General features: G+C 45.7%; 25 protein-coding genes, 2 pseudogenes and 1 other annotated feature. Of the genes and pseudogenes, 5 read left to right on the top strand and 22 right to left on the bottom strand.

Annotated features, from left to right (window positions below):
• Positions 1-182: 182 nt before the first annotated feature.
• The 5 genes from SC79_RS13340 to SC79_RS13320 form a co-directional block, all read right to left on the bottom strand.
• A complete protein-coding gene (locus tag SC79_RS13340) occupies positions 183-1460 on the bottom strand; it encodes a M20/M25/M40 family metallo-hydrolase (RefSeq protein WP_039075464.1) in 1278 nt (425 codons plus the stop codon).
• A gap of 179 nt (positions 1461-1639) precedes the next feature.
• Positions 1640-2932 (bottom strand): phosphopyruvate hydratase, encoded by a 1293-nt coding sequence (gene eno, locus SC79_RS13335; RefSeq protein ID WP_039075463.1) that lies wholly within the window; start codon positions 2930-2932, stop codon positions 1640-1642.
• A gap of 28 nt (positions 2933-2960) precedes the next feature.
• Positions 2961-4496, bottom strand: coding sequence for a 2,3-bisphosphoglycerate-independent phosphoglycerate mutase (gene gpmI, locus SC79_RS13330; protein WP_039075462.1), 1536 nt, complete (start codon positions 4494-4496; stop codon positions 2961-2963).
• Positions 4489-5250 carry a triose-phosphate isomerase gene (gene tpiA / locus SC79_RS13325; protein ID WP_039075461.1) on the bottom strand — a complete coding sequence of 254 codons (762 nt, stop codon included), beginning with the start codon at positions 5248-5250 and terminating at the stop codon, positions 4489-4491. The genes gpmI and tpiA overlap by 8 nt, the downstream gene beginning before the upstream one ends.
• A 30-nt stretch (positions 5251-5280) precedes the next feature.
• A complete protein-coding gene (locus SC79_RS13320) occupies positions 5281-6465 on the bottom strand; it encodes a phosphoglycerate kinase (RefSeq protein ID WP_039075460.1) in 1185 nt (394 codons plus the stop codon).
• A gap of 47 nt (positions 6466-6512) precedes the next feature.
• On the opposite strand from SC79_RS13320, the gene SC79_RS21030 reads away from it, so the two are divergent.
• Positions 6513-6737, top strand: a complete 225-nt coding sequence (locus SC79_RS21030; RefSeq protein WP_039075459.1) for a hypothetical protein — start codon at positions 6513-6515, stop codon at positions 6735-6737.
• A 47-nt stretch (positions 6738-6784) separates the two neighbouring features.
• On the opposite strand, the gene gap is transcribed toward SC79_RS21030, so the two are convergent.
• The 3 genes from gap to araE form a co-directional block, all read right to left on the bottom strand.
• Complete coding sequence (gene gap / locus SC79_RS13310; protein ID WP_039075458.1) at positions 6785-7792, bottom strand: type I glyceraldehyde-3-phosphate dehydrogenase; 1008 nt, start codon at positions 7790-7792, stop codon at positions 6785-6787.
• 46 nt (positions 7793-7838) lie between these two features.
• Positions 7839-8861: a gapA transcriptional regulator CggR gene (gene cggR / locus SC79_RS13305; RefSeq protein WP_039075457.1), complete on the bottom strand. Its 1023-nt coding sequence runs from the start codon at positions 8859-8861 to the stop codon at positions 7839-7841.
• Between the two features lie 297 nt (positions 8862-9158).
• The gene (gene araE, locus SC79_RS13300; RefSeq protein ID WP_010328648.1) at positions 9159-10553 is read right to left on the bottom strand and encodes an arabinose-proton symporter AraE; all 1395 of its coding nucleotides are present in this window, start codon (positions 10551-10553) and stop codon (positions 9159-9161) included.
• 205 nt (positions 10554-10758) lie between these two features.
• Between araE and araR the strand changes: the two genes are divergently transcribed.
• Positions 10759-11847, top strand: a complete 1089-nt coding sequence (araR, locus tag SC79_RS13295; protein ID WP_039075456.1) for an arabinose utilization transcriptional regulator AraR — start codon at positions 10759-10761, stop codon at positions 11845-11847.
• A 47-nt stretch (positions 11848-11894) separates the two neighbouring features.
• Here araR and SC79_RS13290 read toward each other — a convergent pair whose 3' ends face one another.
• Positions 11895-12905: an LLM class flavin-dependent oxidoreductase gene (locus tag SC79_RS13290; RefSeq protein ID WP_039075455.1), complete on the bottom strand. Its 1011-nt coding sequence runs from the start codon at positions 12903-12905 to the stop codon at positions 11895-11897.
• A gap of 118 nt (positions 12906-13023) precedes the next feature.
• On the opposite strand from SC79_RS13290, the gene SC79_RS21155 reads away from it, so the two are divergent.
• The gene (locus SC79_RS21155; protein ID WP_180298686.1) at positions 13024-13176 is read left to right on the top strand and encodes a hypothetical protein; all 153 of its coding nucleotides are present in this window, start codon (positions 13024-13026) and stop codon (positions 13174-13176) included.
• Between the two features lie 116 nt (positions 13177-13292).
• On the opposite strand, the gene SC79_RS13285 is transcribed toward SC79_RS21155, so the two are convergent.
• The 11 genes and pseudogenes from SC79_RS13285 to SC79_RS13235 form a co-directional block, all read right to left on the bottom strand.
• Entirely contained in the window at positions 13293-14636 is a 1344-nt protein-coding gene (locus tag SC79_RS13285) for an amino acid permease (protein ID WP_039075454.1), read from the bottom strand.
• 68 nt (positions 14637-14704) lie between these two features.
• Positions 14705-14940: a binding site (T-box leader), on the bottom strand.
• Positions 14941-15037: 97 nt separating this feature from the next.
• A pseudogene (locus tag SC79_RS13280) lies at positions 15038-16073 on the bottom strand (glycosyl hydrolase family 18 protein).
• A 103-nt stretch (positions 16074-16176) separates the two neighbouring features.
• Positions 16177-16899 carry a lactate utilization protein LutC gene (gene lutC, locus SC79_RS13275; RefSeq protein ID WP_039075453.1) on the bottom strand — a complete coding sequence of 241 codons (723 nt, stop codon included), beginning with the start codon at positions 16897-16899 and terminating at the stop codon, positions 16177-16179.
• The gene (gene lutB / locus SC79_RS13270) at positions 16896-18338 is read right to left on the bottom strand and encodes a lactate utilization iron-sulfur protein LutB (RefSeq protein WP_039075452.1); all 1443 of its coding nucleotides are present in this window, start codon (positions 18336-18338) and stop codon (positions 16896-16898) included. The genes lutC and lutB overlap by 4 nt, the downstream gene beginning before the upstream one ends.
• Positions 18339-18363: 25 nt before the next feature.
• Positions 18364-19080: a lactate utilization iron-sulfur protein LutA gene (gene lutA / locus SC79_RS13265; RefSeq protein WP_039075451.1), complete on the bottom strand. Its 717-nt coding sequence runs from the start codon at positions 19078-19080 to the stop codon at positions 18364-18366.
• 173 nt (positions 19081-19253) lie between these two features.
• Complete coding sequence (locus SC79_RS13260; RefSeq protein ID WP_039075450.1) at positions 19254-19871, bottom strand: DUF2812 domain-containing protein; 618 nt, start codon at positions 19869-19871, stop codon at positions 19254-19256.
• Positions 19868-20197 (bottom strand): PadR family transcriptional regulator, encoded by a 330-nt coding sequence (locus SC79_RS13255; protein ID WP_039075449.1) that lies wholly within the window; start codon positions 20195-20197, stop codon positions 19868-19870. The genes SC79_RS13260 and SC79_RS13255 overlap by 4 nt, the downstream gene beginning before the upstream one ends.
• A 121-nt stretch (positions 20198-20318) precedes the next feature.
• Positions 20319-20921 (bottom strand): response regulator transcription factor, encoded by a 603-nt coding sequence (locus tag SC79_RS13250; RefSeq protein ID WP_010328655.1) that lies wholly within the window; start codon positions 20919-20921, stop codon positions 20319-20321.
• A gap of 16 nt (positions 20922-20937) precedes the next feature.
• Positions 20938-22053 (bottom strand): sensor histidine kinase, encoded by a 1116-nt coding sequence (locus SC79_RS13245; protein ID WP_039075448.1) that lies wholly within the window; start codon positions 22051-22053, stop codon positions 20938-20940.
• 3 nt (positions 22054-22056) lie between these two features.
• Positions 22057-22794, bottom strand: coding sequence for an ABC transporter permease (locus SC79_RS13240; RefSeq protein WP_039075447.1), 738 nt, complete (start codon positions 22792-22794; stop codon positions 22057-22059).
• Positions 22795-23700 carry an ABC transporter ATP-binding protein gene (locus SC79_RS13235; protein WP_082022699.1) on the bottom strand — a complete coding sequence of 302 codons (906 nt, stop codon included), beginning with the start codon at positions 23698-23700 and terminating at the stop codon, positions 22795-22797.
• A 278-nt stretch (positions 23701-23978) separates the two neighbouring features.
• Between SC79_RS13235 and SC79_RS13230 the strand changes: the two genes are divergently transcribed.
• Together SC79_RS13230 and SC79_RS13225 are read left to right on the top strand one after the other, a co-directional pair.
• Positions 23979-24791: an alpha/beta fold hydrolase gene (locus SC79_RS13230; protein WP_039075445.1), complete on the top strand. Its 813-nt coding sequence runs from the start codon at positions 23979-23981 to the stop codon at positions 24789-24791.
• 29 nt (positions 24792-24820) lie between these two features.
• Entirely contained in the window at positions 24821-26035 is a 1215-nt protein-coding gene (locus tag SC79_RS13225; RefSeq protein ID WP_039075444.1) for a SpoIIE family protein phosphatase, read from the top strand.
• Between the two features lie 42 nt (positions 26036-26077).
• Here SC79_RS13225 and SC79_RS21610 read toward each other — a convergent pair.
• Together SC79_RS21610 and SC79_RS21670 are read right to left on the bottom strand one after the other, a co-directional pair.
• Positions 26078-26208 (bottom strand): annotated as a pseudogene (locus SC79_RS21610) (glycosyl hydrolase 53 family protein); the annotation flags it as partial.
• Positions 26175-26312: a hypothetical protein gene (locus SC79_RS21670; protein ID WP_269422795.1), complete on the bottom strand. Its 138-nt coding sequence runs from the start codon at positions 26310-26312 to the stop codon at positions 26175-26177. The gene SC79_RS21670 and the pseudogene SC79_RS21610, both read right to left, overlap by 34 nt.
• Positions 26313-26335: the final 23 nt, after the last annotated feature.

Here is a 26335-nt window from a genome sequence, read left to right as displayed (position 1 = left end):
AAAGTAAAAAAACGGTAAATGAGTTTTGTATCCTTTTATTTTCTAGGAAATAATGATGCGATTTACTAATAACTAATATTTTTTATACCTATGATAAGAGCTTTATTAGGTTGAAAATGAGAAAATATCCCTTATTTGATAGAATATAGTGAAAATTTTAAAAACAGGCCGAAGCCTGTTTTTCACTCTATATTTGCCTCTTTAACAGCAGATAACAAGAGCTGCCCCGCTTCCTTCAATCTTTCTTTACTGACATGTGTAATGTTGTCATTTTCGGTGTGATACCATGGGCCAGGCTCTTTTGTATCCGGGCTGAGCCAAATCCAATTAGCCGAAGGTATGCCCGCTTCATAAAATGACACGTGATCGGAGTATCCCAGCTGTGTGAGACGAGGTGCTTCAAGCTTTGCTTTCCGGGCAGCATTTACTGCATAATTGGTACTTGCATTTTCCTTGCCATCCGGGGTCGTTATATACATTTGGCTTGCTTCTTTCCAGTCAGTCGCAATCATATCAGCGTTAAAGTTTGCACGGCTGTGTCTGATTTCATCCGAGGTAAGCGTACTGACATAATATGAAGATCCCGCCGACCACAGTTCTTCTGCTCCGAATAAGATAAAACGGATTTCTTTGTTCTTGGGAAGGTGGTTGCTTTGCTTACTCATCTCCAGTACAGCAGATGTGCCTGATGCATTATCATCAGCGCCAGGTGCACCTTTAACTGTATCGTAGTGAGCAGTTACATAAATGATATCGGGGTGTTTTGTGTGCTGCGCTTTGCGCGTCCCTATTATATTTTGTGAAGTGCGGTTTTGATAGTTCTTAAATTGAATAACAGCCTGCTTTTCTTTCAGTAAAGCTTCTCCATCTTCTTTTTTCATTCCGGCTGTCGGTATTGTGATTTGTTTTGGTTGTACCGGACGGATCGCGAGAGGTTTTGTTTTGCGGTTATAAATAATGGCAGCCTTTGCGCCGGCAGCTTGGGCATTTATTAGTTTTTGAGATACTGGTATTTTTCCCTCTCTCATAACGGCTATTTTTCCTTTTGCTTCTTTTACTTCGAGGCTTAACCCATAGCCTCCGTCAAAGACGGCAGCTTCTAGTTTCTCTTCCTTTTCAACAGCGGTCTTATCTGCTGACCGCATTGGATATTCCTGATCGCCTGCCATGATTGAACCAGAAAAATATGTCTTCACATGAAACGCCTGAGTGCGGACGGCTAATCCCTCATCTTGAAGCCGTTTCGATACATATGATGCCGCTTCTTTTTCTTTCTCTGTTCCTGTTTCTCTCGGGCCTATGATTTCACTAAGCTCATGAATGGTTTCATAAGCATGCTCTTCATCAAACAACGGGGCTATTTCATAAACAGAATGAGACTGTGTCTCGTTCTGCTGTTCAGCTGAAGCGCCCCATATGACGCTTCCGGCCAGTACTGCTGACATCAATATCATTTTCATCTCTACATTCCTCCTCTTATTCACTCCTTTCTTTTCGGTTCTGCTGTATTGATTCCTTTAAAAAGAAATAAAATGAATACTAATTACCAAACCAAGGTAATGAAATAGAAGGAGAATAAGGTTGACGTTAGGAATGTTTGCACAAAAAAACCGCCGAGAAGATCCCGGCGGTCATTTTATTACTTATTCAAGTTGTAGAACGTGTTAATGCCGTGGTATTGAGCAGTTTCAGCCAACTGATCTTCGATGCGAAGAAGCTGGTTGTATTTCGCAACACGGTCCGTACGAGACGGAGCACCTGTTTTGATTTGTCCTGCGTTTGTTGCCACAGCGATGTCAGCGATTGTGCTGTCTTCTGTTTCACCAGAACGGTGAGAGATAACAGCTGTGTAGCCTGCGCGTTTCGCCATTTCGATCGCATCGAATGTTTCAGTCAATGTACCGATTTGGTTTACTTTGATCAGGATAGAGTTGCCTACGCCGTTTTTGATGCCTTCAGCAAGTTTTTTCGTGTTTGTAACGAAGAGATCGTCACCAACAAGCTGAACTTTTTTGCCAAGACGCTCAGTAAGAAGCTTGTGGCCTTCCCAGTCGTTTTCGTCAAGTCCGTCTTCGATAGAGATGATTGGGTATTTAGAAACCATTTCTTCGTACCAGTCAACCATTTCAGCAGATGTTTTCACAACGCCTTCGCCAGACAGATGGTATTTGCCGTCTTCTTTGTTGTAGAACTCAGAAGATGCAGCATCCATTGCAAGTTTCACTTCTTCGCCAGGTTTGAAGCCGGCTTTTTCAATTGCTTCAACGATTGTTTGAAGCGCTTCTTCGTTAGAACCAAGGTTTGGAGCGAATCCGCCTTCATCACCTACAGCTGTGTTCATTCCTTTAGCAGAAAGAACTGATTTCAGGCTGTGGAAGATTTGAGCGCCCATACGAAGTGCTTCACGGAAGTTAGGAGCACCTACAGGCATGATCATGAATTCTTGAATATCAACGTTGTTGTCAGCGTGCTCTCCGCCGTTTACGATGTTCATCATCGGTACAGGGAGTGTTTTTGAGTTGAATCCTCCAAGGTATTGGTAAAGAGGAATCTGTAAGAAATCAGCAGCCGCGCGCGCACAAGCCATAGATACGCCAAGGATTGCGTTCGCACCAAGTTTGCCTTTGTTTTCAGTACCGTCAAGCTCGATTAAAAGCTGATCGATTGCGTTTTGTTCAGTTACATCAAAGCCAAGAAGCTCTGGAGAAATGAGTTCGTTTACGTTGTTAACAGCCGTTAACACGCCTTTTCCAAGGTAACGGTCTTTGTCGCCGTCACGAAGCTCAACTGCTTCGTATTCACCTGTAGAAGCTCCGCTTGGCACTAATGCGCGGCCAAAAGCTCCTGTTTCTGTATATACTTCAACTTCAACTGTTGGGTTACCGCGGGAGTCTAATACTTCGCGTGCATAAACATCAACAATGTATGGCATGAGTTTTGTCTCTCCTTTTGATTTCAAATTATTTTTGAATTAACGATGTTCCTGTCATTTCTTGCGGTTTTTCAACATCGAGAAGGTCTAACAACGTTGGTGCAAGGTCGCCTAGGATTCCGCCTTCACGCAGCGTGACGCCTTCTTTCGTCACAATGACAGGGACTGGGTTTGTCGTATGCGCAGTGTGCGGATCGCCTGATTCTGTAATCAGAATGTCAGCATTACCGTGATCAGCGGTAATGATCGCGTGTCCGCCTTTAGCGAGAATCGCGTCAACGACTTCGCCTAAGCATTCGTCCACTGCTTCAATTGCTTTAATTGTTGGTTCAACCATTCCGGAGTGGCCGACCATATCAGGGTTTGCGAAGTTCAAAATGATCGCGTCATGCTTGTCAGCTTCAATTTCTTTGACAAGCGCGTCCTTCACTTCATACGCACTCATTTCAGGCTTCAAGTCATATGTTGCAACTTTAGGCGAGTTGATGAGAATACGCTCTTCACCCGGGAATTCAGCTTCACGGCCGCCGCTCATAAAGAACGTGACATGCGGATACTTTTCAGTCTCTGCAATTCGAAGCTGTTTTAATCCATTTTGAGATAATACTTCTCCGACTGTGTTATCAAGATTTATCGGTTTAAACGCTACATATCCGTCAACGGTTTCACTGAAGTGAGTCAGGCAGACGAAATGCAGGTTCTTCGGAACATTCTCGCCGCGATCGAAGTCACGGAAGTCTTTATTTGTGAACGTGTTGGAAATCTGGATGGCGCGGTCCGGTCTGAAATTATAGAAAATGACAGAATCGCCGTCTTGGATTGTCGCAACAGGCTCACCGTTTTCTTTTGTGATGACGGATGGAATCACGAACTCATCATAGATTCCGTTCGCATATGAATCATCAACCACATCCATTGCGCTGCGGTATGTCGGGCCTTCGCCATACGCCATTGCGCGGTACGCTTTTTCTACACGGTCCCAGCGTTTGTCGCGGTCCATTGAGTAGTAGCGTCCGGAAATGCTGGCGATTTCTCCGACACCGATTTCCTCGATTTGTTCGTTCAGCTGCTTAATGTACGTCTTCGCTGTTTGCGGACCTACATCACGGCCGTCAAGGAAACCATGGATGTAAACCTTTGTCAGCCCTTCATTTTTCGCAAGCTTTAACAATGCGAACAAATGATTGATGTGGCTGTGCACACCTCCGTCTGATAAAAGGCCAAACAGGTGCAGGGCTTTGTCGTTTTCTTTCGCGCTGGTAATTGCGTCAAGGAATGTTTGATTGCGCTCAAACTCCCCTTCGCGAATGGCAACATTTACGCGTGTTAAGCTTTGGTACACAATACGGCCCGCGCCGATATTTAAGTGACCCACTTCGGAGTTCCCCATCTGTCCGTCAGGAAGGCCGACAGCCTCGCCTGAAGCAGTCAATGTTTGATGAGGATACTGATTCCAGTAGCGGTCAAAATTCGGTTTTTTCGCTAAAGCGACTGCGTTCCCTACTGTTTCGTTACGTAATCCGAACCCATCAAGAATGATGAGTGCAGCTGGTTTTTTACTCATATTGACCTTCCTCCAATAATTGAACGAATGACTGTGGCTCAAGGCTCGCGCCGCCGACCAAAGCACCGTCAATATCGGACTCTGCCATATATTCTTTAATGTTTGCAGGCTTTACGCTTCCGCCATATTGAATGCGAAGCTTGTCTGCAATTTCTTGGCTGAAGCTTTCAGCGACGGTTTTACGGATGTGCGCACACACGTCGTTCGCATCTTTCGCTGTAGAAGATTTGCCTGTTCCGATTGCCCAGATTGGCTCATACGCAATAACAGAAGCAGCAACTTGTTCTTCAGAAAGACCAGCAAGGCCTTTTTTTACTTGGTCAGCAACAAGATCATTTGTTTTGCCGGCTTCACGCTCTTCAAGCGTTTCACCCACACAGATGATCGGCACAATGCCGTGTTTGAAAGCAGCGTGTGCTTTTTTGTTAACTGTTTCATCCGTTTCGGCGAACATTTCACGGCGCTCAGAATGACCAATGACGCAGTAGTCAACGCCAAGGTCGTTAAGAGCAACCGGGCTGATTTCGCCTGTGAACGCGCCGTTTTCTTCGAAGTGCATGTTTTGTGCGCCGACTTTAAGGTCAGTGCCTTTCACAGCAGAAGTAAGCTTTTCTAAGAAAAGCGCTGGCGCGCAAACAACAGCTTCCGCTTTGTCTGCTGCTGGAATGGAAGATTTTACTTCTTCAACGAAGCTGACAGCTTCGCCGAGTGTTTTGTTCATTTTCCAGTTACCGGCGATAATTGGTTTTCTCATCTGTTCCACTTCCTTATAGCAGTTTTAAGATTATTTATCGTTAAGTGCAGCTACCCCTGGAAGCTCTTTACCTTCCATAAACTCAAGGGATGCGCCGCCGCCAGTTGAGATGTGGCTCATTTTGTCAGCAAGGCCGAATTTTTCAACCGCTGCCGCAGAGTCTCCTCCGCCGATGACAGAGTATGTATCTTTCGCCTCTGCCAATGCTTCCGCAACCGCTTTTGTTCCTTGAGCGAACAAATCGATTTCGAATACGCCCATCGGTCCGTTCCACACGACAAGTTTGCTGTTTTTGATGACGTCAGCATACGTTTCGCGTGTTTTTGTACCGATGTCGATTGCTTCTAAATCACTAGGGATTTCAGAGATCGGCACCATTTTCACGTTTGCATCGTTAGAGAAATCATCTGCAACGAGTACATCTTCAGGCATGTAGAAATTAACGCCTTTTTCTTTCGCGCGGTCCATAAATGACTTCGCAAGGTCGATTTTATCCTCTTCAAGAAGAGAATTACCGACTTCATAGCCAAGCGCTTTTACGAATGTATAAGCAAGACCTCCGCCGATGATCAGGTTGTCTACTTTATCAAGAAGACTTTCGATCACGCCGATTTTGTCTTTTACTTTCGCTCCGCCGATGATCGCTGTGAACGGGCGGTCAGGGTTAGAAACCGCTTTTCCGAGTACATCAAGCTCTTTTTCCATTAAGAAACCTGCAACTGCTGGCAGATGCTCGGCAATTCCAGCTGTAGATGCGTGAGCACGGTGGGCAGCACCAAATGCGTCATTTACATATACATCTGCAAGCTCAGCAAACGCTTTTGCAAGCTCAGGATCATTGTTCTCTTCACCAGGGTAGAAGCGTACGTTTTCCAATACAAGAACGTCTCCATCCTTCATTTCGGAAATTTGTGCTTTTACAGCATCGCCGTAAGCTTCATCCGCTTTTTTCACTTCTTTGCCAAGCAGTTCGCCGAGACGTGCAGCGACAGGAGTTAAACGAAGCTCCTCAGCCACTTCGCCTTTCGGACGGCCTAAGTGGCTCGCCAGCAGGACTTTCGCGCCTTGTTCTGCAAGGTGTTTGATTGTTGGAAGCGCAGCACGGATACGTGTATCGTCTGTTACTTCCCCGTCTTTCATTGGAACGTTAAAGTCAACGCGGCAGAATACAACTTTGCCTTTTACGTCGATGTCTTTGAGAGTTTTCTTATTCATGCCTAGGAGATCCTCCTTCAAAGTGGTTTGCATACAGCACGAAAAACGTGAAACCGTCTGGTCAAGCGATAACTCCGCCAGGGCAGATCACAGTCTTTTTCGGCACAGGGCAGTTCGTCCAAAAGCCAGGGCAGCAGCCTTCGGCGAAAGCGCCGGCAAAAACTGATAAAAAACGCGGCCGTTTCTCTATCACAGAACGTTTTCTGAAAGCCGGTCTTCATGGAAAAAGGGAAAGGGAGTCCGTCCCCTTCCCTTGTCCGCTTTCATTATAGCGCTTCTATTCAAAAGAACCAAGTCAGGTCCTTTTTTCAGCTATAAATTAAAGACCTTGTTTTGCGATGTAAGCTGCAAGGTCAACAACGCGGTTAGAGTAGCCGCTTTCGTTATCGTACCAAGAGATTACTTTTACCATGCTGCCTTCCATAACCATTGTAGAAAGCGCATCGATTGTAGAAGAGTTTTTGTTTCCGTTGTAGTCGCCAGAAACTAATGGCTCTTCGCTGTAGCCAAGAACTCCTTTAAGATCGCCTTCAGCCGCTTCTTTAAGAGCTGCGTTTACATCTTCAGCTGTTACTTCTTGGTTCAGTTCAGCAACCAAGTCAACTAGAGATACGTTTGGAGTAGGAACACGCATTGCTCCGCCGTTCAGTTTGCCTTTTAGTTCAGGAAGAACTAGAGAAACTGCTTTCGCAGCACCAGTTGATGTTGGGATGATGTTTTCAGCTGCTGCACGCGCACGACGGTAGTCTTTGTGCGGAAGATCAAGGATTTGCTGATCGTTCGTGTAAGAGTGAACAGTTGTCATCATACCGCGTTTGATGCCGAATTTGTCGTTAAGTACTTTTGCAAACGGCGCAAGGCAGTTTGTTGTGCAAGATGCGTTAGAGATAACATCGTGGTTAGCCGCATCGTATTTATCTTCGTTAACACCCATAACGATTGTGATATCTTCTTCGTTAGCAGGAGCAGAGATGATTACTTTTTTCGCGCCAGCTTCTAAGTGCTTCGCAGCGTCTGCGCGTTTTGTGAAGAAACCAGTAGATTCAACTACGATTTCAACGCCTTGTTTGCCCCAGCTAAGTTTAGCAGGATCGCGTTCAGCAGAAACTTCAATTGTTTTGCCGTTAACAACAAGGTTGTTACCGTCAACTGAAACTTCAGCGTCTAATTTTCCGTGTACAGAATCATATTGTAAAAGGTGAGCCAGCATATTAGCATCTGTTAAATCGTTAACCGCTACTACCTCAACTTCAGGATTGTTTAATGCTGCGCGGAATACGTTACGTCCAATACGACCAAAACCGTTAATACCGACTTTTACTGCCATGATTATTTCCTCCTTTAAATAAGTGAGAGATATTTATATTGAGGGATTATTCATCCCTTAATAACTTCTTTGCGGCTCCTTCGTCTGTGACGAGAACCGTGTTGCGGGGCTTTTTAAAGTAAGCCTCGATCGCCTCGGCTTTTGATGAACCACCTGCTACCGCAATAATATCGGGGATGGCGTCTATGTCATCCAGCTGCATTCCGACAGAATGCACTTTGTGGACCACTTCGCCGTCCGCATTAAAATAGTAGCCGAACGCTTCTGTCACCGCGTTGTTATCATCGATTTTCTTTATGTCTTCTAAAGGTGTGTTTCTCCGCTGAGCCATCGTTTTAGCTTCACCGATTCCGTGAACCAGCATACTCGCTGATTTAATGGTGTTCAGCACCTCTTTGACAGAAGGCTCTTCAATAATAGATGAATAGGCGCCTTGTGACAGCTGTCCCGGAACAAACAAAAGCCGGTAAGTGCCTAAAGCCTTCTCCGCCATATGCGCGCATATGGTGTTCGCCTGGTTTTTCACGTCTTCACCTAAACCGCCTCTCGCAGGCACAAACAAAAGCTCGCGGTTTTTAGAATCCGGCGTCATCATGTCGGCGACAGCTTCAATTGTCGTACCGCCAGTTACAGCGACGATATTTTTGCCTGAAAATCTTTTTTTCATACATGTGACAGCTGCTCTTCCCATTTCTTTTTTGACCCAAGGGGATTGATCGCTGTCTCCGGACACGATAATGGCATCCTTTAGATTTAAACGTTCTTTTAATGTCTTTTCCAAAAGAGTCAAACCTAAAACATCTTTCATCGTATCTTCCAGAACCGAAAGCAGTTCATAGCCCTCTTCTGTCAAAGTCATGCCGTTTGTTTTGATATCGACCAGATTCTGTTCTTTTAAAAACTGAACCTCGCCCCTCAGCACACGTTCGCTGATTTCAAGACTGGCAGACAGGCTTCTTCGCCCGATGGGTTCTGTCAGCCTGATATACTGCAAGATTTCAAACCTCTTTTGCATAACGAGCAGAAGATCAGGCAATAATTTTTTTTGAGCTTGTAGTAACTGGTTCATGACTCAAACGTTCCTTCCTTTTTTTGCTGGACATTATATGTCCCGCTATGACAAAAAACGTCCCATCATAGCCAAAAAAAATTACCTCTGCTTTCCTTAATTATTTTAACAGGGTGGAATTGTTTATTCAACTGTTAAGAGCCAAATCATCGACAATATTCGCAGAGTTTTCATGCAGCGGTGTTTATCCAGCTATATTTTTCCCTATATATCTTATCTTATACAGAAAACGATAAAAGGTGCATCCCAACATAAAAAGCCCTTTCCAGCGAAAGGGCTTTATTCTATAAAGCGTTTTCATTTTATCCAGAGCTTTTCGATTTCTTCGAGCGATTTGTTCTTCGTTTCCGGGCAGATCGTTACGACAAACAGGAAGCAAAGAATGTTAATCACCGCAAAGATCCAGAATGTATAGGCGAGCCCGAATGAGTCGATCATCATCGGCACAAACTGTCCGATCGCCCAGTTTGCTCCCCATAAAAAGATGGTCGCAATCCCCGCGGCCCGCGCACGCAGGTGGTTCGGGAAGATTTCAGAAATCATAATCCATGTGATCGGTCCTACAGACACACAAAATGCCGCCACAAAACCTAAAATAAAGAAGATCAGCATAAGTCCGTTTGTTAACTGAAAGTAGAACGACGTTCCGATTAAGATCATAAAGATGGCCATAAAAGCAGATCCGATGGACATCAATTTTTTCCGTCCTACTTTATCAATCAACAGCACCGCAATAACGGTAAAAATAACTTCTACAACACCGACGATACAGGTTGCCACAAATCCGGCGTTTTGCCCGTATCCCATCATTTTAAAGATTTCCGGCCCATAGTAAGTGATCGCGTTCATGCCGATGACTTGGTTAAACAACGCCAGCAGGATTCCAATGATAAGCGCCTTTCTGAGACCCGGCTTAAACAGCTGGGACAACGATCCCATTTGTTCTATTTTTAAAGATTTCTCAATGTTCTTTAATTCTTCTTTTGCGACAGTTTCTCCATTAATACGTGTCAGTATCTTTAACGCTTCTGTTGTTTTGCCCGCTTTCGCCAGCCACCTCGGGCTTTCCGGCACGACGAGCAATACGAGGAAAAAGATCACGGACGGCACCATTCCATAAGCGAGCATCCATCTCCATCCGGTGTGCACACCCCATTCGTATGTTCCGGAGCGCTGCACAGCGAGATTAATAAAGTACGTAGCGGAAATACCCAATATCGTAAAGAGCTGATATAAGGAGGAAAGGCTTCCGCGTATGGCGGGCGGCGCCGCTTCTGTAATGTACGTCACAGATAGAGATGATCCCATCCCAATCCCGAGGCCTCCGATAATCCTTGCAATAATTAAGGTAGATACATCTTGAGAAAGCGCTGAAACGATGGCCGATATCGCAAACAACAAAGCGGCTGTCATTAAAATTTTTCTCCGGCCGAACCTGTCGCTTAAAAATCCGGATATTCCGACGCCCGCCACTCCTCCGATCATAATGCTGGAAATCACAAGCCCTTCCATAAATGGAGTTAGGCTGTATAAATCTTTCAGAAAACCGATGGCGCCTGAAATCACTGCCGTGTCATAGCCGTACAGTAAGCCGCCAAGTCCAGCCGCACATGAGATTAAAATAACAAATCCCATTGAATGGCCTCTTGTTACAGGAGCATTTGGTTCTAATTGAGTTGGAGTATTCTTCATTTCCCTGCCCTCCCGAGTGTTAAGTAAAGCGTTTACATTTACTTCTTTAATTGTACGTACTTATATAAAAATTTAAGGAAAATTTCATTTAATTAGTACGTACAAATATAGGATAATCCTGTTTGCATTTTCTGTCAATGTTTTCTTACAAAGAATGCTGTGATATACTAAAATTTGTCCGTATACATTTTGGAGGAATGGAAAAATGTTACCAAAATACGCGCAAGTAAAAGAAGCAATCAGTTCATGGATTAATCAAGGTAAAATACTGCCCGATCAAAAGATCCCTACCGAAAACGAATTAATGCAGCAATTCGGCGTCAGCCGGCATACCATCCGCAAAGCGATCGGAGACCTTGTATCACAAGGTCTGCTGTACAGCGTGCAAGGGGGAGGCACCTTTGTCGCTTCACGCTCCGCTAAGTCAGCGCTGCATTCAAATAAAACGATTGGTGTTCTGACAACCTACATATCAGACTATATTTTTCCGAGCATCATTAGGGGAATTGAGTCTTATTTAAGCGAGCAGGGCTATTCTATGCTTTTGACAAGCACAAACAACAATCCGGACAATGAACGAAGAGGATTAGAAAACCTCCTGTCACAGCATATTGACGGACTTATTGTGGAACCGACAAAAAGCGCCCTGCAAACCCCGAATATCGGCTACTATCTGAATTTGGAGAAAAACGGCATCCCTTTTGCGATGATGAACGCGTCATACGCCGAGCTTGCCGCACCGAGTTTTACGTTAGATGATGTGAAAGGCGGGATGATGGCGGCGGATTACTTGCTTACTCTCGGCCACACGCACATGATGGGCATTTTCAAAGCTGATGATACGCAAGGTGTCAAGCGGATGAACGGATTTATACAGGCGCATCGGGAGCGGGAGTTATTTCCTTCTCCGGATATGATCGTGACCTTTACGACAGAGGAAAAGGAATCGAAGCTGTTGGAGAAAGTGAAAAAGACGCTGCAGAAAAACAGCAAAAACATGCCGACTGCTATTCTTTGCTATAACGATGAAATCGCGCTGAAGGTCATTGATATACTGCGGGAGATGGATATTAAAGTGCCTGAAGATATGTCTATCGTTGGGTATGATGATTCGCATTTTGCCCAAATCTCCGAGGTGAAATTAACCTCTGTCAAGCACCCGAAATCCGCGCTTGGAAAAGCGGCCGCGAAATATGTCATTGACTGCTTAGAGCATAAAAAACCGAAGCAAGAGGATGTCGTATTTGAGCCTGAGTTGATCATTCGGCAATCGACCAGAAAACTGGATAAATAAAAAAGCAATGTATGGGTCTTCCCGCTACATTGCTTTTTTTATAGCTGTTATCTATTTTTCCACACGTCTGCGATGATTTCAAACGAACGCATTCTGTCTGCGTGTTCGAAGGTTTCTGAGTTGACCATAATTTCGTCAGCTTGCGTTGTGTTGACAAAGTCTTCGAGCTTCGCCTTCACTTCTTCCGGACCGCCGACAATCGTCGAGCTCAGCTGCTCATTGACCATCGCTTTTTCATACGGGCTCCAAATGTGATCCATATCCTCAACAGGCGGCTTCAGCTGGTTCGGCGTGCCGCGGACAAGGTCAAGAAATCTTTGGTAATGCGATGTCGCAAGGTGCTGCGCTTTCTCGTTTGTATCTGCCGCGATAATCGTAACGCCAACCATTGCATACGGTTCATCGAGCACTTCTGACGGCGTAAAGGAATTGCGGTACAGCTCCAGAGCGGGAACAGTATTTGCCGGCGAGAAGTGGGCAGCGAATGCAAACGGAAGGCCCAGTTCACCTGCCAAACGGGCGCTGAAGCCGCTTGAACCCAGCAGCCAAATCGGCACATCAACGCCTTCTCCCGGAATGGCGCGGACTTGATTACGCACATTTCCCGATGGTTTAAAGTAATTGCGCAGTTCCTCTAATTGTTCTGGAAAATCTTCACCGCTGTTGATGTTTCTGCGGAGCGCTCTTGCTGTCAATTGGTCTGTTCCCGGCGCACGTCCGAGCCCCAGATCAATCCGTCCGGGATAAAGCGTTTCAAGTGTGCCGAATTGCTCAGCAATCACTAATGAAGAATGGTTCGGAAGCATAATACCGCCGGAACCGACGCGGATTTTCTTTGTGCCACCGGCAATATGGCCAATCAGAACCGCGGTGGCAGAGCTTGCGACACCTTCTATATTATGATGCTCAGCAAGCCAATAGCGGTGGTAGCCCCATTCCTCCGCACGGCGCGCTAAGTCCATGCTATTTCGGAATGAATCCGCAACCGTTCCTCCCTGAACAACCGGAGATAAATTCAAAACAGAAAGCAAGGTATCTTTGCGTTGGTTGTTAGACATATTGTTCTCCTTTGCAAATGTGTTATCAGTAAACAGCCTCAAGCTGTCAAGTCATGAATGAAAGGACTTCTCTCACACCATAACACAACTGCATTCAGGAATAAAAGAATTTGATTCGATGAAATTCGAACAATATAACACAAACGATTTGCACTATTATTCAGCCCCAAACATTCCTGTGCCATCCCAATCATTCCTCGTTATTGCGCTCGGCTGGCTTGTTTCAGGAGAAGCAAGCCAAGTCGCTTTCTTGATTATGAACAGCTTCTGATGGGACGAGCATCAGCCTCGGGAATTCAAAATCAAAAGCATAGAAAGCGGCGGGGTAAATGAGAAGGCATACAATCATCAAAACCCTCTATCAGATGAGACAAGAGGGTTCCTTATTTACTGATGCTTACGTCCTTTGACCACATATACAACTGTAATCAAAAGGTAGATCACCGCAGTAATGCTGGTGATGACAATTGACGTTGTCAGAATAACTCCGATCAGAATGGCAAGTAACGCCAGAATCGCAAACCATGTGGTGTACGGAAACCACTTTACATAATAGGCCGGTGTTTCTGTTTGGTTCTTTCTTGATTTCAAATGGGCGAATCCGATGATCAGCCAAATGAATAATACGGTATACCCCAGTGATCCCATTAAGTAATCAAACGTTTGGCTTCCTGCGAATAGAGAAATCAAGACGCCAATATAAAGGGAGGAAGTGCACATCAGAATCGCAAACATTGGCACGTTTTTCGATGAAAGCTTCGAAAAGACCTTCGGAAGCCTTCCGTCAGTAGCCTGCGTATACAAAATGCGTGATGATCCATATAAACCTGAATTCATGGAAGAAATGATCGCCAGCAGGATGACTGCATTCATAATATGATCCGCGCCGGGAATGCCTACCAAGTGAAAGACCATGACAAAGGGGCTTTCCGGGACAGAATTGACTTTATTCCATGGAATCAGGCTGACGATGATGAAAAACGGCAGCAGGTAGAACGCGACAATCCGTGTCAATGTACTGCGGACAGCTTTCGGGACAACTTTTTCCGGATTCTTTGTTTCGGCAAGCGTGACACCGATAATTTCTGTACCACCGTAAGAGTAGATCACGACAAGCATCGCCGTAATCAGCCCTGTGCCGCCGTGCGGGAAAAATCCGCCGTGCTCTGTCAGGTTTGAGAACCCGGCAGCTGTATGATCACCGAATGATACAAATAAGAGCAATAATCCTAATATAATAAAGAGAATAATAACGGTAATTTTGATCATGGCCAGCCAATATTCGGTTTCGGCGAAGATTTTAACAGAAAGCAAGTTCACAACCGTGACGACTAGAGATATCCCTAATGCCAGAACCCAGATCGGGCAGCCCGGCAGCCAATATTGAATGAAAATCGCAGCGACGACAGCTTCAGCCGCAATGTTGAGCACCCACATTTTCCAATATATCCAGTCCAAAAAATAAGCAGCGTAATTTCCTAACACCTGCTGGACAAGATCCCGGAAGGTTCTTGCATTTCGGTTGCGCACAGCCATTTCCGCGAGCCCTTGCATAATAAACAGCAAAATAATGCCGCCGAGCAGGTAAGCGATAATGACAGAAGGCCCCGCCACATCGATCGCCGAGCTGCTTCCTTTAAATAAACCTGCACCGATTGCTCCGCCCAGCGCCATCATCATAATATGGCGGGACGTCATCGTGCGTTTTAACGTCTGATTGTCCTTTTTCATCCTCTACTATCTCCCCTTATCGTTTTCAAAAACAAAAAAGCCCGCCGTCTCCTATCTAATCTAATAGACAAAGAGACGACGAGCCTTAGGCTGACCGCGGTACCACTCTTGTTGATTCTTCATGAAGAATCCAGCTTTCGACCTGTAACGAAGGTTAGCCGTTAAAGCATGGGGAATAATCTATCTATTCCGTTTCGCATTACCACTCCCGGGCGAGTTCAAAGAAGTATCAGGCTGCGTCACACCACCCCGCAGCTCTCTTTTCTGACCGCTTTCTTTTACTGCTCCCAATCTATGTGTTTTCGTTTTCTGAAAAACTGAAATGTTATGTTCTGAATATATTAACATAATATACGTGCTTCTTTTTACACTGTCAATAACCCCATAGAAAAAAGAAATTGTTATTTTGCCCCTTTTCGAATGGCTTTCCAAAAGGATTCTGACTCGTGTCCTAATGCATAAACTGAGACACCTGTTATTTTGTACCGCTTTGCCAGATGGCTTTTCGTTTGGACAGTTTTTTCATTTTCATACCACACGACATGTTTATGCTTCTTTTCGTCAACGTAAGAAAACGTCATTGAACCTGATGTTTTGTTGAATATCGGCTTTGATTTCTGCTTGTTAATGAGAGTCTTGAGTGCATTCCATTTTCTCATTGCGCTGCCGCTTTCATCTTTTATATCCCAGTCATAGCCGTACGCCGGAATTCCCATGATGACTTTATTGGCTTCGATTTTTTCGGCTGAAAATTGCAGAGAGCTTTTGATCCAGCCTGTGCTCGCCACCGATCCTGGTTCGCCCCAAATGCCGTGTTCGTCATAAGTCATGACTTGCACATAATCGGCATATTGACCGATTTTCACATAATCATACGGCCAGCTCCAGTCGTCGTTTTGATCATCGGCGCTTTTGGCCGGAACGGAAACCATTGTTTTGATCTGTTTCTTTTTCAGAGCCTGTGTGACATCTTGAATGAAGCGTGAGTATGTGGATCGGTCTGCCGGATTCACTGCTTCAAAGTCGATATTGATTCCATAGTATGAGTGCTTTTTAGCCAGTGCGATTAGATGATCTATGAATCGTTTTTTTTGCTGTGTGATTCCTCATGACTCGACTCGCTAAGTTACCGTCAAAATCGTAAATCCTATCATTATAGTTTGAAATGACCGCCCATGTCTTGATGTTTTTCTTTTCCGCATATGTCAGCTGCTTGCTTGGGACATCGCCAATGATTTGTCCGTTTTTTTCAAACGCAAACGTATCTGTGGCGATCGAATTCATGTATGTATGATATTTCACAAGAGAATTGTATGAGGCCGTATTCCCAGTCGTGTAGCCTAATGTCATGCCAGCCGCTTTCGCTTCTGCGTTTGAATACATAAACAGAATGATCGCAATCGCCAGTGAAACAGCTGCGATCAGCCATTTTTTCATTATATTTCCTCCTTTGCAAGTCATACTCTACTCATCGGCCAAACAATTGGAAGTTGAAGTTTTTCAAGCAGAAAGCCCGGCAACAAGCTGCCGGGCTTTAGCGTTAGCGGTCAGAGACGAGAAGATATGCGGCTTTTACAGGTCCGTGCACGCCGACAACCAAGTCCATTTCGATATCGGCTGAGTTGCTCGGTCCGGTAATGTAGTTGACGCAGGAGGGGACAGTGGTGCCGTCCGCAATGTTTTGGCGAATGATATCACTGGCTTGCGTCATTCTCGGCACAATGCTTGATTTTGGCACAATCGCAATGTAGGTCGTCGGCAGAAGGCTGACAGACCGGCCGATATCTTTTGAGGAGAAGAGGACAACCGTCCCCGACTCGGCCAGTGTGATTTCACTGAATGTAATTCCAACATTGGCTTGCTCCGCCTTTTTGATATTTTCTTCGCCTTTGTCAGCATCCCACTCCCAGACCGGCGTTCCATCGCTCGGCCAGTCTTTGGTGAGCAGGCTTTTTAACCCGTATGCTTCAAAGCGCGGATCCTTCGGAATGATGACAGGGCCTCCGGAAAAGCGGCTGACTTGCTCGCGCAGGGCATCATATAAGCCCGTTGAATCCGTTTCAATCAGCTCTGTATGGATCTTGACACAATGGTTTTTGAGCACTGTGACCAAGTCATCCGCTGAATATCCTTCAAGTGTGCGATATTGCGGCTGATGTGCCCACTCAGGGACTGCCACGCCCTCTGTTCTTCTGTCACGTCCCAGGCGTGATGCGACCCGGTTTAAAAAGCTCTCTCGATTCTGAACGGTCCCCTTCGTCATGACTCCTCCTCCTTCGCGCGTTCACTCGTTTCTCTATCTGTAAACCAGTCTCTGAATCTCGATTTATGCGGTGCCGGAAAATCGCGGATCTGTGTCCAGCTTTTGAGCGGGCCGGGCCCTTTCGACATTTTTTCTCCCTCTGTAAAAGGCGTCATCGCGGCCGGCGCCCATTTTGATCCCATTTTATAAAGCGGCAAAGAGGACGCGCCAAGTCCGAACGCTTTCATCGCGAGCTTTTCGCTGATCGGCGCCCTGCTTTCTTTTTCAACGATGTTCTGGCGATGCTTGAGAAGCAGCTCATGTAGCGGAATTTTGACCGGGCAGGCTTCTGAACAAGCCGCGCACAGCGTAGATGCGTACGGCAGCTCCTTATAATCGTCATAACCGCCGAGCAGCGGTGATAAAACCGCCCCGATCGGTCCCGAATAAATTGAGCCGTAAGAGTGCCCGCCTACATGGCGGTACACAGGGCAGACGTTGATACAGGCGGCACAGCGGATACATTGCAGGACAGACTGGAATTCCGTTCCGAGAATGTTGGACCGGCCATTATCAACAATGACTAGATGGAATTCCTCCGGCCCGTCTACTTCCCCTTCCAGCTTCGGGCCTGTCAGAGCCGTAATATAACTTGTCAGCCGCTGTCCGACAGCGCTTCTTGTCAGCATGCTGACAAGCACTTCGAATTCAGAAAATGTCGGGACAATCCGCTCCATTCCCATGACGGTGATTTGCGTTTTTGGCAATGTGCTCACAAGCCGTCCATTGCCTTCATTGGTCACAAGGCTGACAGAACCCGTATCAGCGATGGCGAAGTTACAGCCGGTAATGCCGATATCCGCTTCGAGAAACTTTTCCCGGAGGATGGCGCGCGCATGCATCACAAGCTCTTCCGGTTTTTCTGTATGTTGATAGTCCAGCCTTTCTTTAAACACATCACGTATCTGTTCTTTATTTTTATGAAGGGCGGGCGCTACGATATGTGACGGCGGATCGTGATCATCAATCTGCAAAATATACTCGCCGAGATCGGTTTCAACGACCTCACAGCCTTCCTTCTCCAGCACCTCATTCAGATTGATTTCCTCCGTGACCATTGACTTTGATTTTACGACCTTCTTTCCATTCTTCTTTTGAATGACGTCGCGAATATAAGAAGACGCCTCTTCCGAAGTTTCCGCGAAATAAACATGCCCGCCTCGTTTCGCCACATTTTCGGCAAGCTGGCTGAGATAGAAATCGAGATTTTCAAGGACATGCTGCCTGATTTCCTCTGATAAGGAGCGCCATTCTTCCCAGTTTCCCAGTTCTTCGGCCGCTTCAAGGCGCCGTGTCCGCAGACGTTCCTGCGCACCAGAAACAGCGCCTCTCATAAATTCATTATCAATCCCCTGTGATACCCGCTCTTTAAAAGCGTCAGTACCGATTTTCATCGCCATGATCCTTCCCCCTCTGAATCCAGTTTTATCTGCTGTTGAGCACTTCGGCGATGTGCATCACTTTGACATTTTTGTCTTTTCGGTCAAGCCGGCCCCCGATATTCATCAAACAGCCGCAGTCAGCTCCGATCAGCACCTCAGCACCCGTATCCTCCACGCATGCGACTTTTTCGTCGACCATCTGTTCAGAAATCTGCGCCATTTTGACGGAGAATGTTCCTCCGAATCCGCAGCAGTTATGTTTGCCCGGAAGCGCTGTGAACTCCAGGCCCTTCACATGGCTCAAGAGCTTCATCGGCTCCTCCCGAACTCCGAGCAGCCGCGTCATATGGCACGACGTATGTAAGGTCGCTTTTGTACGAAGGCTCGCGCCGACATCCTCAACGCCAAGGACGTTCACGATAAAATCCGTCAGTTCATACGTTTTATCCGCCAGCTTTTTCGCTTTATCGGCCCATTTCGGGTCATCCTGAAACAGGTGCGGATATTCTCGGAACATCGTTGTGCAGGAACCGGAAGGACTGACGACATATTCGGAATCCTGGAACGTTTCGATCATCCGTTTCATTGCTTTTTTGGCGTCACTCACATAGCCGCTGTTATAAGCCGGCTGCCCGCAGCAGATCTGCCCCTCCGGAAAATCAACCTCACATCCAAGCCGCTCCAACAGCTCAACCGTCGCTTTTCCGACATTTGTTTGAAACATATCAATAAGACAAGTGACAAAAAGTGAGACTTTCATGATGAACCCCTCTCTCATCCCCAATATATGATCAGGTCATCCGATGACCTGAGTTAAGATAACTATATGAATATCGTACACTATTCTGACAATTGAAGGAAAGGGTTTTCTAAACATCTCGGCAATAAAAAACGCCTGCTCCACTGGACAGACGTTCATGGCACTATTACTTTTTAATGGCCATACAGGCACTTTCTGTATTTTTTATATGTTTTCACAAATAAATAAAAGAAGCTAAGAGCGCTAAGGAGAACAATCCAGCCCGCTCCCCCTCTCATCAGTGCAAAAGGTGTTTCAAACAAAAAGGCGCTGATAAAAGCTGCTCCCGTCTTATCCCACAGGCCCGGTGTATAATACAAACTCTGGGGTCGGATAAATAAATCAACAGTCAAAGCATTGGTAGTAAAGAGGACCATGATGAAGGATAAGAATAGAAAAGAAAGGGCAAAGTACGTTTGCAAGAGGCGTTTATATCTATCGGCTTTTGATTCTGTATCAGAAAAAATATCGTCTGATGCACTGGCGTTCTCTCTTCTAAAGTAATGCAGGCCTTGTGAACTGAAAAGATGCTTCCATCCACTGTCTTCAAATAGGGTTCGATAATCAGTAAAATCTCCCGGATGTTTAAAGGTCCGATAGTCTATTTTGATGGTAGAGTTGTCAGAGGATGCTTCATCTGAAAAACAATAGGATAAAAAACATTTCCCTTTTAATTCATACCCCTTACCTGCCATCTTATTTAGCCATTGTTCCTCACTGTCTATGTCTATAAAATATCTGCATTTTTTCATATGGTCTCCCCCTTTTTATTCAATTCCTGCCTCGTTATGTCAACCAGCTGCTCCATTCTCTCCATGTCCTTCGACAACACATTTCTTCCAAGTTCAGTGATGATATACGTTTTTCTGCGGCGATCTTCACTTGGATAAGGTTCGATCAATTGATGCTTCAATAAGTTTTCAATTGCTCCATAAAGAGTACCAGGCGCCATTTTCACTTTTCCACCGCTAAGCTTTTCAATATTTTTCATAATGATGTAGCCGTGAGCAGGACGTAACAAAGATAAAAGAACATAGTAAACAGTCTCAGTCAGCGGCAAATGCTTATTTTCTTTCATATAGCCCCTCCAATATTCAGTATAACTGTATATTCTCATCATATACAGTTATACTGAATACCGCAACCATAAATGACCAGATGAACACCAAAAAACCTGGCTATAATTAGCCAGGTTTTCATTAAATCCAGCCTTTTTCCTCAGCAATGCTGGCGGCTTCTGTCCGGTTTTTCGCATCGAGCTTTTGGATGATTTCTGAAATATAGTTTCGGACTGTGCCTTGAGATAAATAGAGTTCAAGCGTAATATCTTTTGTTGTCTTGCCTAAAGCCGCCAGCCGCAGAATTTCTTGTTCTCTTACGGTGAGCGGATTTTCGTCTCGCATCATATTAAACGTCAGCTCCGGGCTGAAGACTCGTTTACCCTTTACACTCTTTCGGATGGCGTCGGCCAAATCGTCAATTTCGCCGTCTTTCAGGAGATAGCCATGTACGCCGGCTTTAACGGCGCGTTCAAAATAGCCGGGACGGGCAAAGGTTGTTAAAATAATAATCTTGCTGCCGCTGCCTTTTTGCATCAATTCCTCTGCCACATCCAACCCGCTCCGGGCCGGCATTTCAATGTCCATGATGCATACATCCGGCTCCAGCTCCAAGATGGCTTTGAACGCTTCTTCCCCGTTTCGTGCTTGTCCGATGACTTCCATATCCTCTTCCAAATCAAGCAGAGATCCCAAAGCGCCTAAAAGCATTCGCTGGTCCTCAGCAATCAACAGACGAATCATTCTTTTCGTCCTCCTATCAATCTGCTTTTTTAATAAGCGGAATCGTCAGTGTCAACACCGTTCCGTTATGAGCTGAAAGCGTTAATCCGCCCTCAATGAGCATCAGCCGTTCTTCCATTCCCCGCAGGCCATTCCCAAATGTGTTCTCCTTCGCCGCACCCTTTCCGTCATCCCGTATCACAACTTTCATTTTGTCAGCAAACTGAGAAATGGCAATGGCGCAGTGGGTGGCTTTGCTATGCTTGATAATATTGGTCACAGCTTCCCGCATACACATACTGATCATATTTTGTGTGACGGGAGAGATCGCTGAAAAGTCTTCGTCCCCTTCGTATTGAAACGTAATGTTCCCCGATCTTAAGATGTGCTGAATGTTGGCGAGCTCCTCTGTCATCGTGACCGTTCTCATATCAGAAACCAGCTCCCGAACTTGCTTGAGTGCGGCTCTTGAACTGGTTTCCATTTCTTTTGCTTCAAGCCGGGTCCGTTCCGGATCAGATGTTGCCAGCCGCTGAATCAGCTGGCTTTTCAACGTAAGAAGCGAAAGGGTATGACCGAGCGTATCGTGGAGATCACGGGCGATTCGAACACGCTCCTCCCTTTTGGAGAGTTCCTTTATTTGTTCGTTGGCTTGCGCGAGTTTGGTCTCGAGTTCAATTCTCCGAAACATAGAACGGATGCCGAATGGAGAAATGAGCATGATGGCGAGAAACGGGAGAACAGGAAAAATTTCCTGTATCGAGGCTGAACTCATGACAAATTGGTAAATGCACGGAAAAAGCAGCATAAAGAGTAAACCGCTGAACGCACGGTTAAACTTTGTTTTCTCTTTGTAATAACCAACAAAGTTTGCCGGAAAAAAACCTAAATAGATATAGGTGATATTGTAAAACACACTATAGATGAAAATAACCGCCATTTGCACGATAAGCCAATACGTAAACGAAACTCTGCCCACATTGCAAAATAACTGGCGATAGGCTATGACAAAAAAGAGCAGCATGCCATATCCGAGCACCTGTTTGACGCCTGTTTCTCTCAATAAAGAAAGAAACGGCATGATGGTGTACACCAGAAAGATATAAGGGAAAAAACCGAATTGTTTAGGGAATATGGATGGTAAAAATTTCATAGATCACACCGCTTCTTGTTTTCTGCTTATATACTTAGATAGTAGCATGAAGAGCATCAAATAAGCGATTAGCATCAAAATATTTTCCCATGATGGGCCCCCGCCTCGAACAAGTTCCCATGCTCCGTTCCCGAAATGATAAGACGGAAGCCACCGGCCAATATTCTGCATCACCTCAGGCATGACCTCAACCGGCATCCACATGCCTCCGCCTAAAGCGAGCAGCATGTAAAGCACATTACTGATTCCGGCTGCGGTTTCTACTTTTCTCATGCGGCCGATGAGTGTGCCTAACGCTAAAAACGGCAATGCGCCAAACAAAATCCACATTCCGCTCATGATCCATTCAAACGGCGACAAGGCAATGTCATTCATGAGCGCGCCAAACAGAAAGATGACGGTAATGGATAAAACGTGAATCACACTTTGGCCGATCATCTGAGCTGATAAATAGATATAATCCGGAAGAGGCGTGATGCGGATAAAGGCGGTCCAGCCCTGTGACCGTTCTTGAACCATACGGATTCCAAGCGTCATAATAGAAGACCCCATCACACTGAAGACTGTCATCGACATTAAGTAGTGGGCGTCCCATGCACGTTGATCAGATAGGCCCGTATTCACTACATTGGTAAAGAGATAATAAAAGGCAATCGGCATCAGCAGCGACCAAAGCACAAAGTACTTATTCCGAAGCACCCTTTTCATTTCAGCTATGCTTTGCTTCTGCAGCATGTTCACTTACATCTCCTCCCTGTTTCCGTCAGCCAGCTGGCGAAATGCCTCATCAAGCGTTCCTTGCTCAATCCGGATATCGCACGCGCGTATGTTTTCTTGAAAAATGAGTGCTAACACTTTGTCTGTATTTGATGTTTGAATGATGATCCTTTGGTGCTTCTGAATCACCCGCTCTACTTCCGGGTGACGGGACAGCCGTTCCAACGATTCATCTGAATGCATCGTAAAAGATACAGCCTGTTTTTGCATCCTTGAGCGGAGCTGCATGGGCGAGCCGTCTGCCACAAGCCGCCCGTCTGCAAAAAATAAGATTCGCTGTGCGGCATCATCCGCTTCCTGTAAATAATGCGTTGAAAAAATAATGGTTTTTCCTTGATCGGCCAGTCCATGAATGGTCTGCCAGAATCGATGTCTTGATGATGTGTCCATTCCGACTGTCGGCTCATCGAAGATCAGCAGCTCCGGATTCCCGGCAAGAGCCAAAGCAAAGTTCAAACGGCGTTTTTGTCCGCCGGATAACTTTTCTGCCCTCGTTTTCAAATCTTCTTTTGTGAGTGCTGTTAACGAAATAAGTTCCTTCATGGACAATGGATTCGGATAATAGCTTCGGAAGAGCTCGAGGATTTCATTCACCTTCAGCCCCGGCATGACACTCACTTCCTGCAGCATCACGCCTATTTTTTCCCGCACCTGTTTGTCATCGGGAACCCGGTTAAATCGTTTGATTTCTCCCTCGCTTGGTTTTAGCAATCCTAATATCATGGAGATCACGGTCGTCTTCCCTGCCCCATTGGGCCCGAGGATAGCTGCAATTTCTCCTTTTTTAATGCTGAAGCTGATGTTGTTTACAGCTGTTTTTTTCTGAAAATGTTTTGTCACATTGCTTACTGTTACTGCCTCATTCATCACATGAGCACCTCCTGGTCTCTGACATTGATTGTAAAATGACGCAGAAACTGATGGAAGTATAAGATGTCATGATAACGGGTGACAAATGTCATATTCATTCTCACGGCTGGTTTCTAGGCCATCCATCCTCTAGATTTACCAATTCATCCAGCCCGCTTGTGCCGTATGTCCCCATTCTATGAAACTGCTATTTACTTTCATAGAAAGACACACTCTTCAAACCGTGAGTGTTATGATATACATATTGAACTTTAACTATCGGCTGAAAGGAGCCAATCATGAACGAAGCGATTTTGTCTCGAAATGATGTAAAGGTGAAGGGAAACGGCAAAACATCTATCATTTTCGCACCCGGTTTTGGATGTGACCAAAGCGTGTGGAATGCCGTGGCGCCAGCCTTCGAAGAAGAGAATCAGGTCATTTTATTTGATTACGTCGGTTCAGGCCAATCAGATTTGCGCGCCTATGACCTGAATCGTTACCGGACACTTGACGGCTATGTCCAAGATGTTCTTGATGTTTGCGAAGCTTTAAATCTGGAAGAGACCGTGTTTGTGGGGCACTCTGTCGGGGCTGTGATTGGGATGCTTGCTTCCATCCGCCGCCCGGCGCTTTTTTCCCATTTGGTGATGGTGGGGCCTTCTCCTTGCTATTTGAATGATCCGCCCGGGTATTACGGAGGATTTGAGAAAGAGCAGCTCCATGGTTTGCTGGAGATGATGGAGAAAAATTACATAGGCTGGGCAACTGTATTTGCGGGAACGGTTCTGAATCAGCCAGATCGGCCTGACATCAAGGAAGAGCTTGAAAGCCGTTTTTGTTCTACTGATCCTGTGATTGCCCGCCAATTCGCGAAAGCCGCGTTTTTTTCTGATCACCGGGATGATCTTTCGAAGGTAACGGTTCCCTCACTGATTCTCCAATGTGCTGATGATATCATCGCACCTGCTTCAGTAGGCGAATATATGCATAAGCATCTTCCATATAGTACACTGAGACAAATGGAGGCTCGCGGGCATTGTCCCCACATGAGCCATCCTGAAGAGACGATCCAGCTGATCAGCGACTATTTGAAAGCGCTCATGATCTAGGAACGAAAGGGATAGAGGTGACCCTCTTAATGGACAAACAATTGAATGATGCACCATGCGGTTTTCTCACTTTGTCAGAAGAGGGTTCGATAATCGCGGTCAACAGCACCCTGCTCAGGATTGTGAATTATGAGCAGGAAGAGATTATCGGTCAGCATATGAATACAATCCTGACAGTTCCCGCACAGCTTTTCTGCCAGCTTTATTTTGTCCCGCTTTTGAAACTGGAGCAGCACATCGAAGAAATATACATTTCCCTAAAAACAAGAGATGGCGAAGAAGTTCCCGTCCTTGTCAATGCTGTTGCAAAAGCTGATCGCGGAGAAACTGTCACCGAGTGTGTCCTGATTCCGATGCAGAAACGCAATGAATATGAAAATGAGCTGCTGATGGCCAGAAACGCGGCTCAGGAAGCTTTGCTTGCCAAACAGAAAGCCAATGCGGAGTTAGAAATCGCCTTGGAAGCGCTGAAGGCAAAACAAGAAGAACTTCTTGAGATCAACAAACAAAATCAGCAGTTTAAACTAAACACCAAAAGAGAGCTCGAGCTCGCCAGGAAAATTCAAGAATACTCATTGACTGAACCGATTGTAAACGATCAGATTCAAATTGACGCTTATTACAAAGCATCCAGTGAGTTATCCGGTGATCTATACGGATTTTATCAAATTGATGAACATCGTTACGGCATTATTATTCTTGATGTGATGGGCCATGGGATATCATCCGCTTTGATTACAATGTCTCTGCATCCTTTGTTCCAGCGCCAGATCTCGCAAGGTCTCAGTCCCGGCAAAGTCATGAAGGAATTAGACCGGCACCTGCACAGCTTGTTTCAAAATGATGAAGAAGCTAGACATTATTGCACGGCTATTTATCTCGAGATTGATACAGCACAGCAACAAATTCATTATGTCAACGCCGGACATCCGCCGGCATTATGGCAGAGCACCGGCGGAGCCCAACATTTGCTGCCTGCAACCGCACCTCCGATCGGGATGTTTGAAGATACGGTGTTTCAGTCAACAAGCCTTTCATATACTGAAGGCGGCGGAAGGCTCCTGCTGTATACAGATGGTGTGATGGACCCCACAGCTTCATGTTATTTATTTGATTTATTAAAGGATCACCCCGATTTGCCTATTGCTGGCCTGAAAGAGAACATCCTTACATCACTGCATCACCATAAGGAAGCCCATCATAAAAGTGATGACGAATGTTTTATAGTAGTTGATGTAAAATAAAAACATCCATGAGATGGGTACATCTCATGGATGTTTTCTGTTTCAGCGTTTCTTCGGGGTATGGCCTGACTCTCCGCATATTGAAACACCTGCACGGAAGGCAGCGGGTGTCCGTTAACATCAAACAAAGCTTGGTTATCTACAGCACTTCCCCCATACCACTTCCCGGCATCTCTGTCCGAAGCTCAGGCACATGTTTCTGTTCCTCAATGGCAGCGGCATATCCCGTTGGACTAAATGCACTCCATACGGTGGCAGCCGCAAAGAACAAGTTCACTCTGCTTTTCCTGACACTCCCCA

Origin of the sequence: Bacillus sp. MSP13 (assembly GCF_000815295.1) — a bacterium.
Classification (GTDB): domain Bacteria; phylum Bacillota; class Bacilli; order Bacillales; family Bacillaceae; genus Bacillus; species Bacillus vallismortis.
The sequence above is the reverse complement of the archived record's forward strand: the minus strand, read 5'-3'. Positions and strand labels throughout refer to the sequence as shown.

Bases quoted from the DNA above. Each gene is read 5' to 3' on its own strand.
- SC79_RS13290 (WP_039075455.1), bottom strand. From the start codon at position 12,905: ATGTCTAACAACCAACGCAAAGATACCTTGCTTTCTGTTTTGAATTTA.
- araE (WP_010328648.1), bottom strand. From the start codon at position 10,553: ATGAAGAATACTCCAACTCAATTAGAACCAAATGCTCCTGTAACAAGA.
- tpiA (WP_039075461.1), bottom strand. From the start codon at position 5,250: ATGAGAAAACCAATTATCGCCGGTAACTGGAAAATGAACAAAACACTC.
- gpmI (WP_039075462.1), bottom strand. From the start codon at position 4,496: ATGAGTAAAAAACCAGCTGCACTCATCATTCTTGATGGGTTCGGATTA.
- eno (WP_039075463.1), bottom strand. From the start codon at position 2,932: ATGCCATACATTGTTGATGTTTATGCACGCGAAGTATTAGACTCCCGC.
- SC79_RS13260 (WP_039075450.1), bottom strand. From the start codon at position 19,871: ATGAAAAAATGCAGATATTTTATAGACATAGACAGTGAGGAACAATGG.
- SC79_RS13285 (WP_039075454.1), bottom strand. From the start codon at position 14,636: ATGAAAAAGGACAATCAGACGTTAAAACGCACGATGACGTCCCGCCAT.
- SC79_RS13340 (WP_039075464.1), bottom strand. From the start codon at position 1,460: ATGAAAATGATATTGATGTCAGCAGTACTGGCCGGAAGCGTCATATGG.
- gap (WP_039075458.1), bottom strand. From the start codon at position 7,792: ATGGCAGTAAAAGTCGGTATTAACGGTTTTGGTCGTATTGGACGTAAC.
- SC79_RS13230 (WP_039075445.1), top strand. From the start codon at position 23,979: ATGAACGAAGCGATTTTGTCTCGAAATGATGTAAAGGTGAAGGGAAAC.
- lutB (WP_039075452.1), bottom strand. From the start codon at position 18,338: ATGGCGATGAAAATCGGTACTGACGCTTTTAAAGAGCGGGTATCACAG.
- SC79_RS13250 (WP_010328655.1), bottom strand. From the start codon at position 20,921: ATGATTCGTCTGTTGATTGCTGAGGACCAGCGAATGCTTTTAGGCGCT.
- lutC (WP_039075453.1), bottom strand. From the start codon at position 16,899: ATGACGAAGGGGACCGTTCAGAATCGAGAGAGCTTTTTAAACCGGGTC.
- cggR (WP_039075457.1), bottom strand. From the start codon at position 8,861: ATGAACCAGTTACTACAAGCTCAAAAAAAATTATTGCCTGATCTTCTG.
- SC79_RS13245 (WP_039075448.1), bottom strand. From the start codon at position 22,053: ATGAAATTTTTACCATCCATATTCCCTAAACAATTCGGTTTTTTCCCT.
- SC79_RS13225 (WP_039075444.1), top strand. From the start codon at position 24,821: ATGGACAAACAATTGAATGATGCACCATGCGGTTTTCTCACTTTGTCA.
- SC79_RS13255 (WP_039075449.1), bottom strand. From the start codon at position 20,197: ATGAAAGAAAATAAGCATTTGCCGCTGACTGAGACTGTTTACTATGTT.
- araR (WP_039075456.1), top strand. From the start codon at position 10,759: ATGTTACCAAAATACGCGCAAGTAAAAGAAGCAATCAGTTCATGGATT.
- SC79_RS21155 (WP_180298686.1), top strand. From the start codon at position 13,024: ATGAAATTCGAACAATATAACACAAACGATTTGCACTATTATTCAGCC.
- SC79_RS13320 (WP_039075460.1), bottom strand. From the start codon at position 6,465: ATGAATAAGAAAACTCTCAAAGACATCGACGTAAAAGGCAAAGTTGTA.
- lutA (WP_039075451.1), bottom strand. From the start codon at position 19,080: ATGAAAGTCTCACTTTTTGTCACTTGTCTTATTGATATGTTTCAAACA.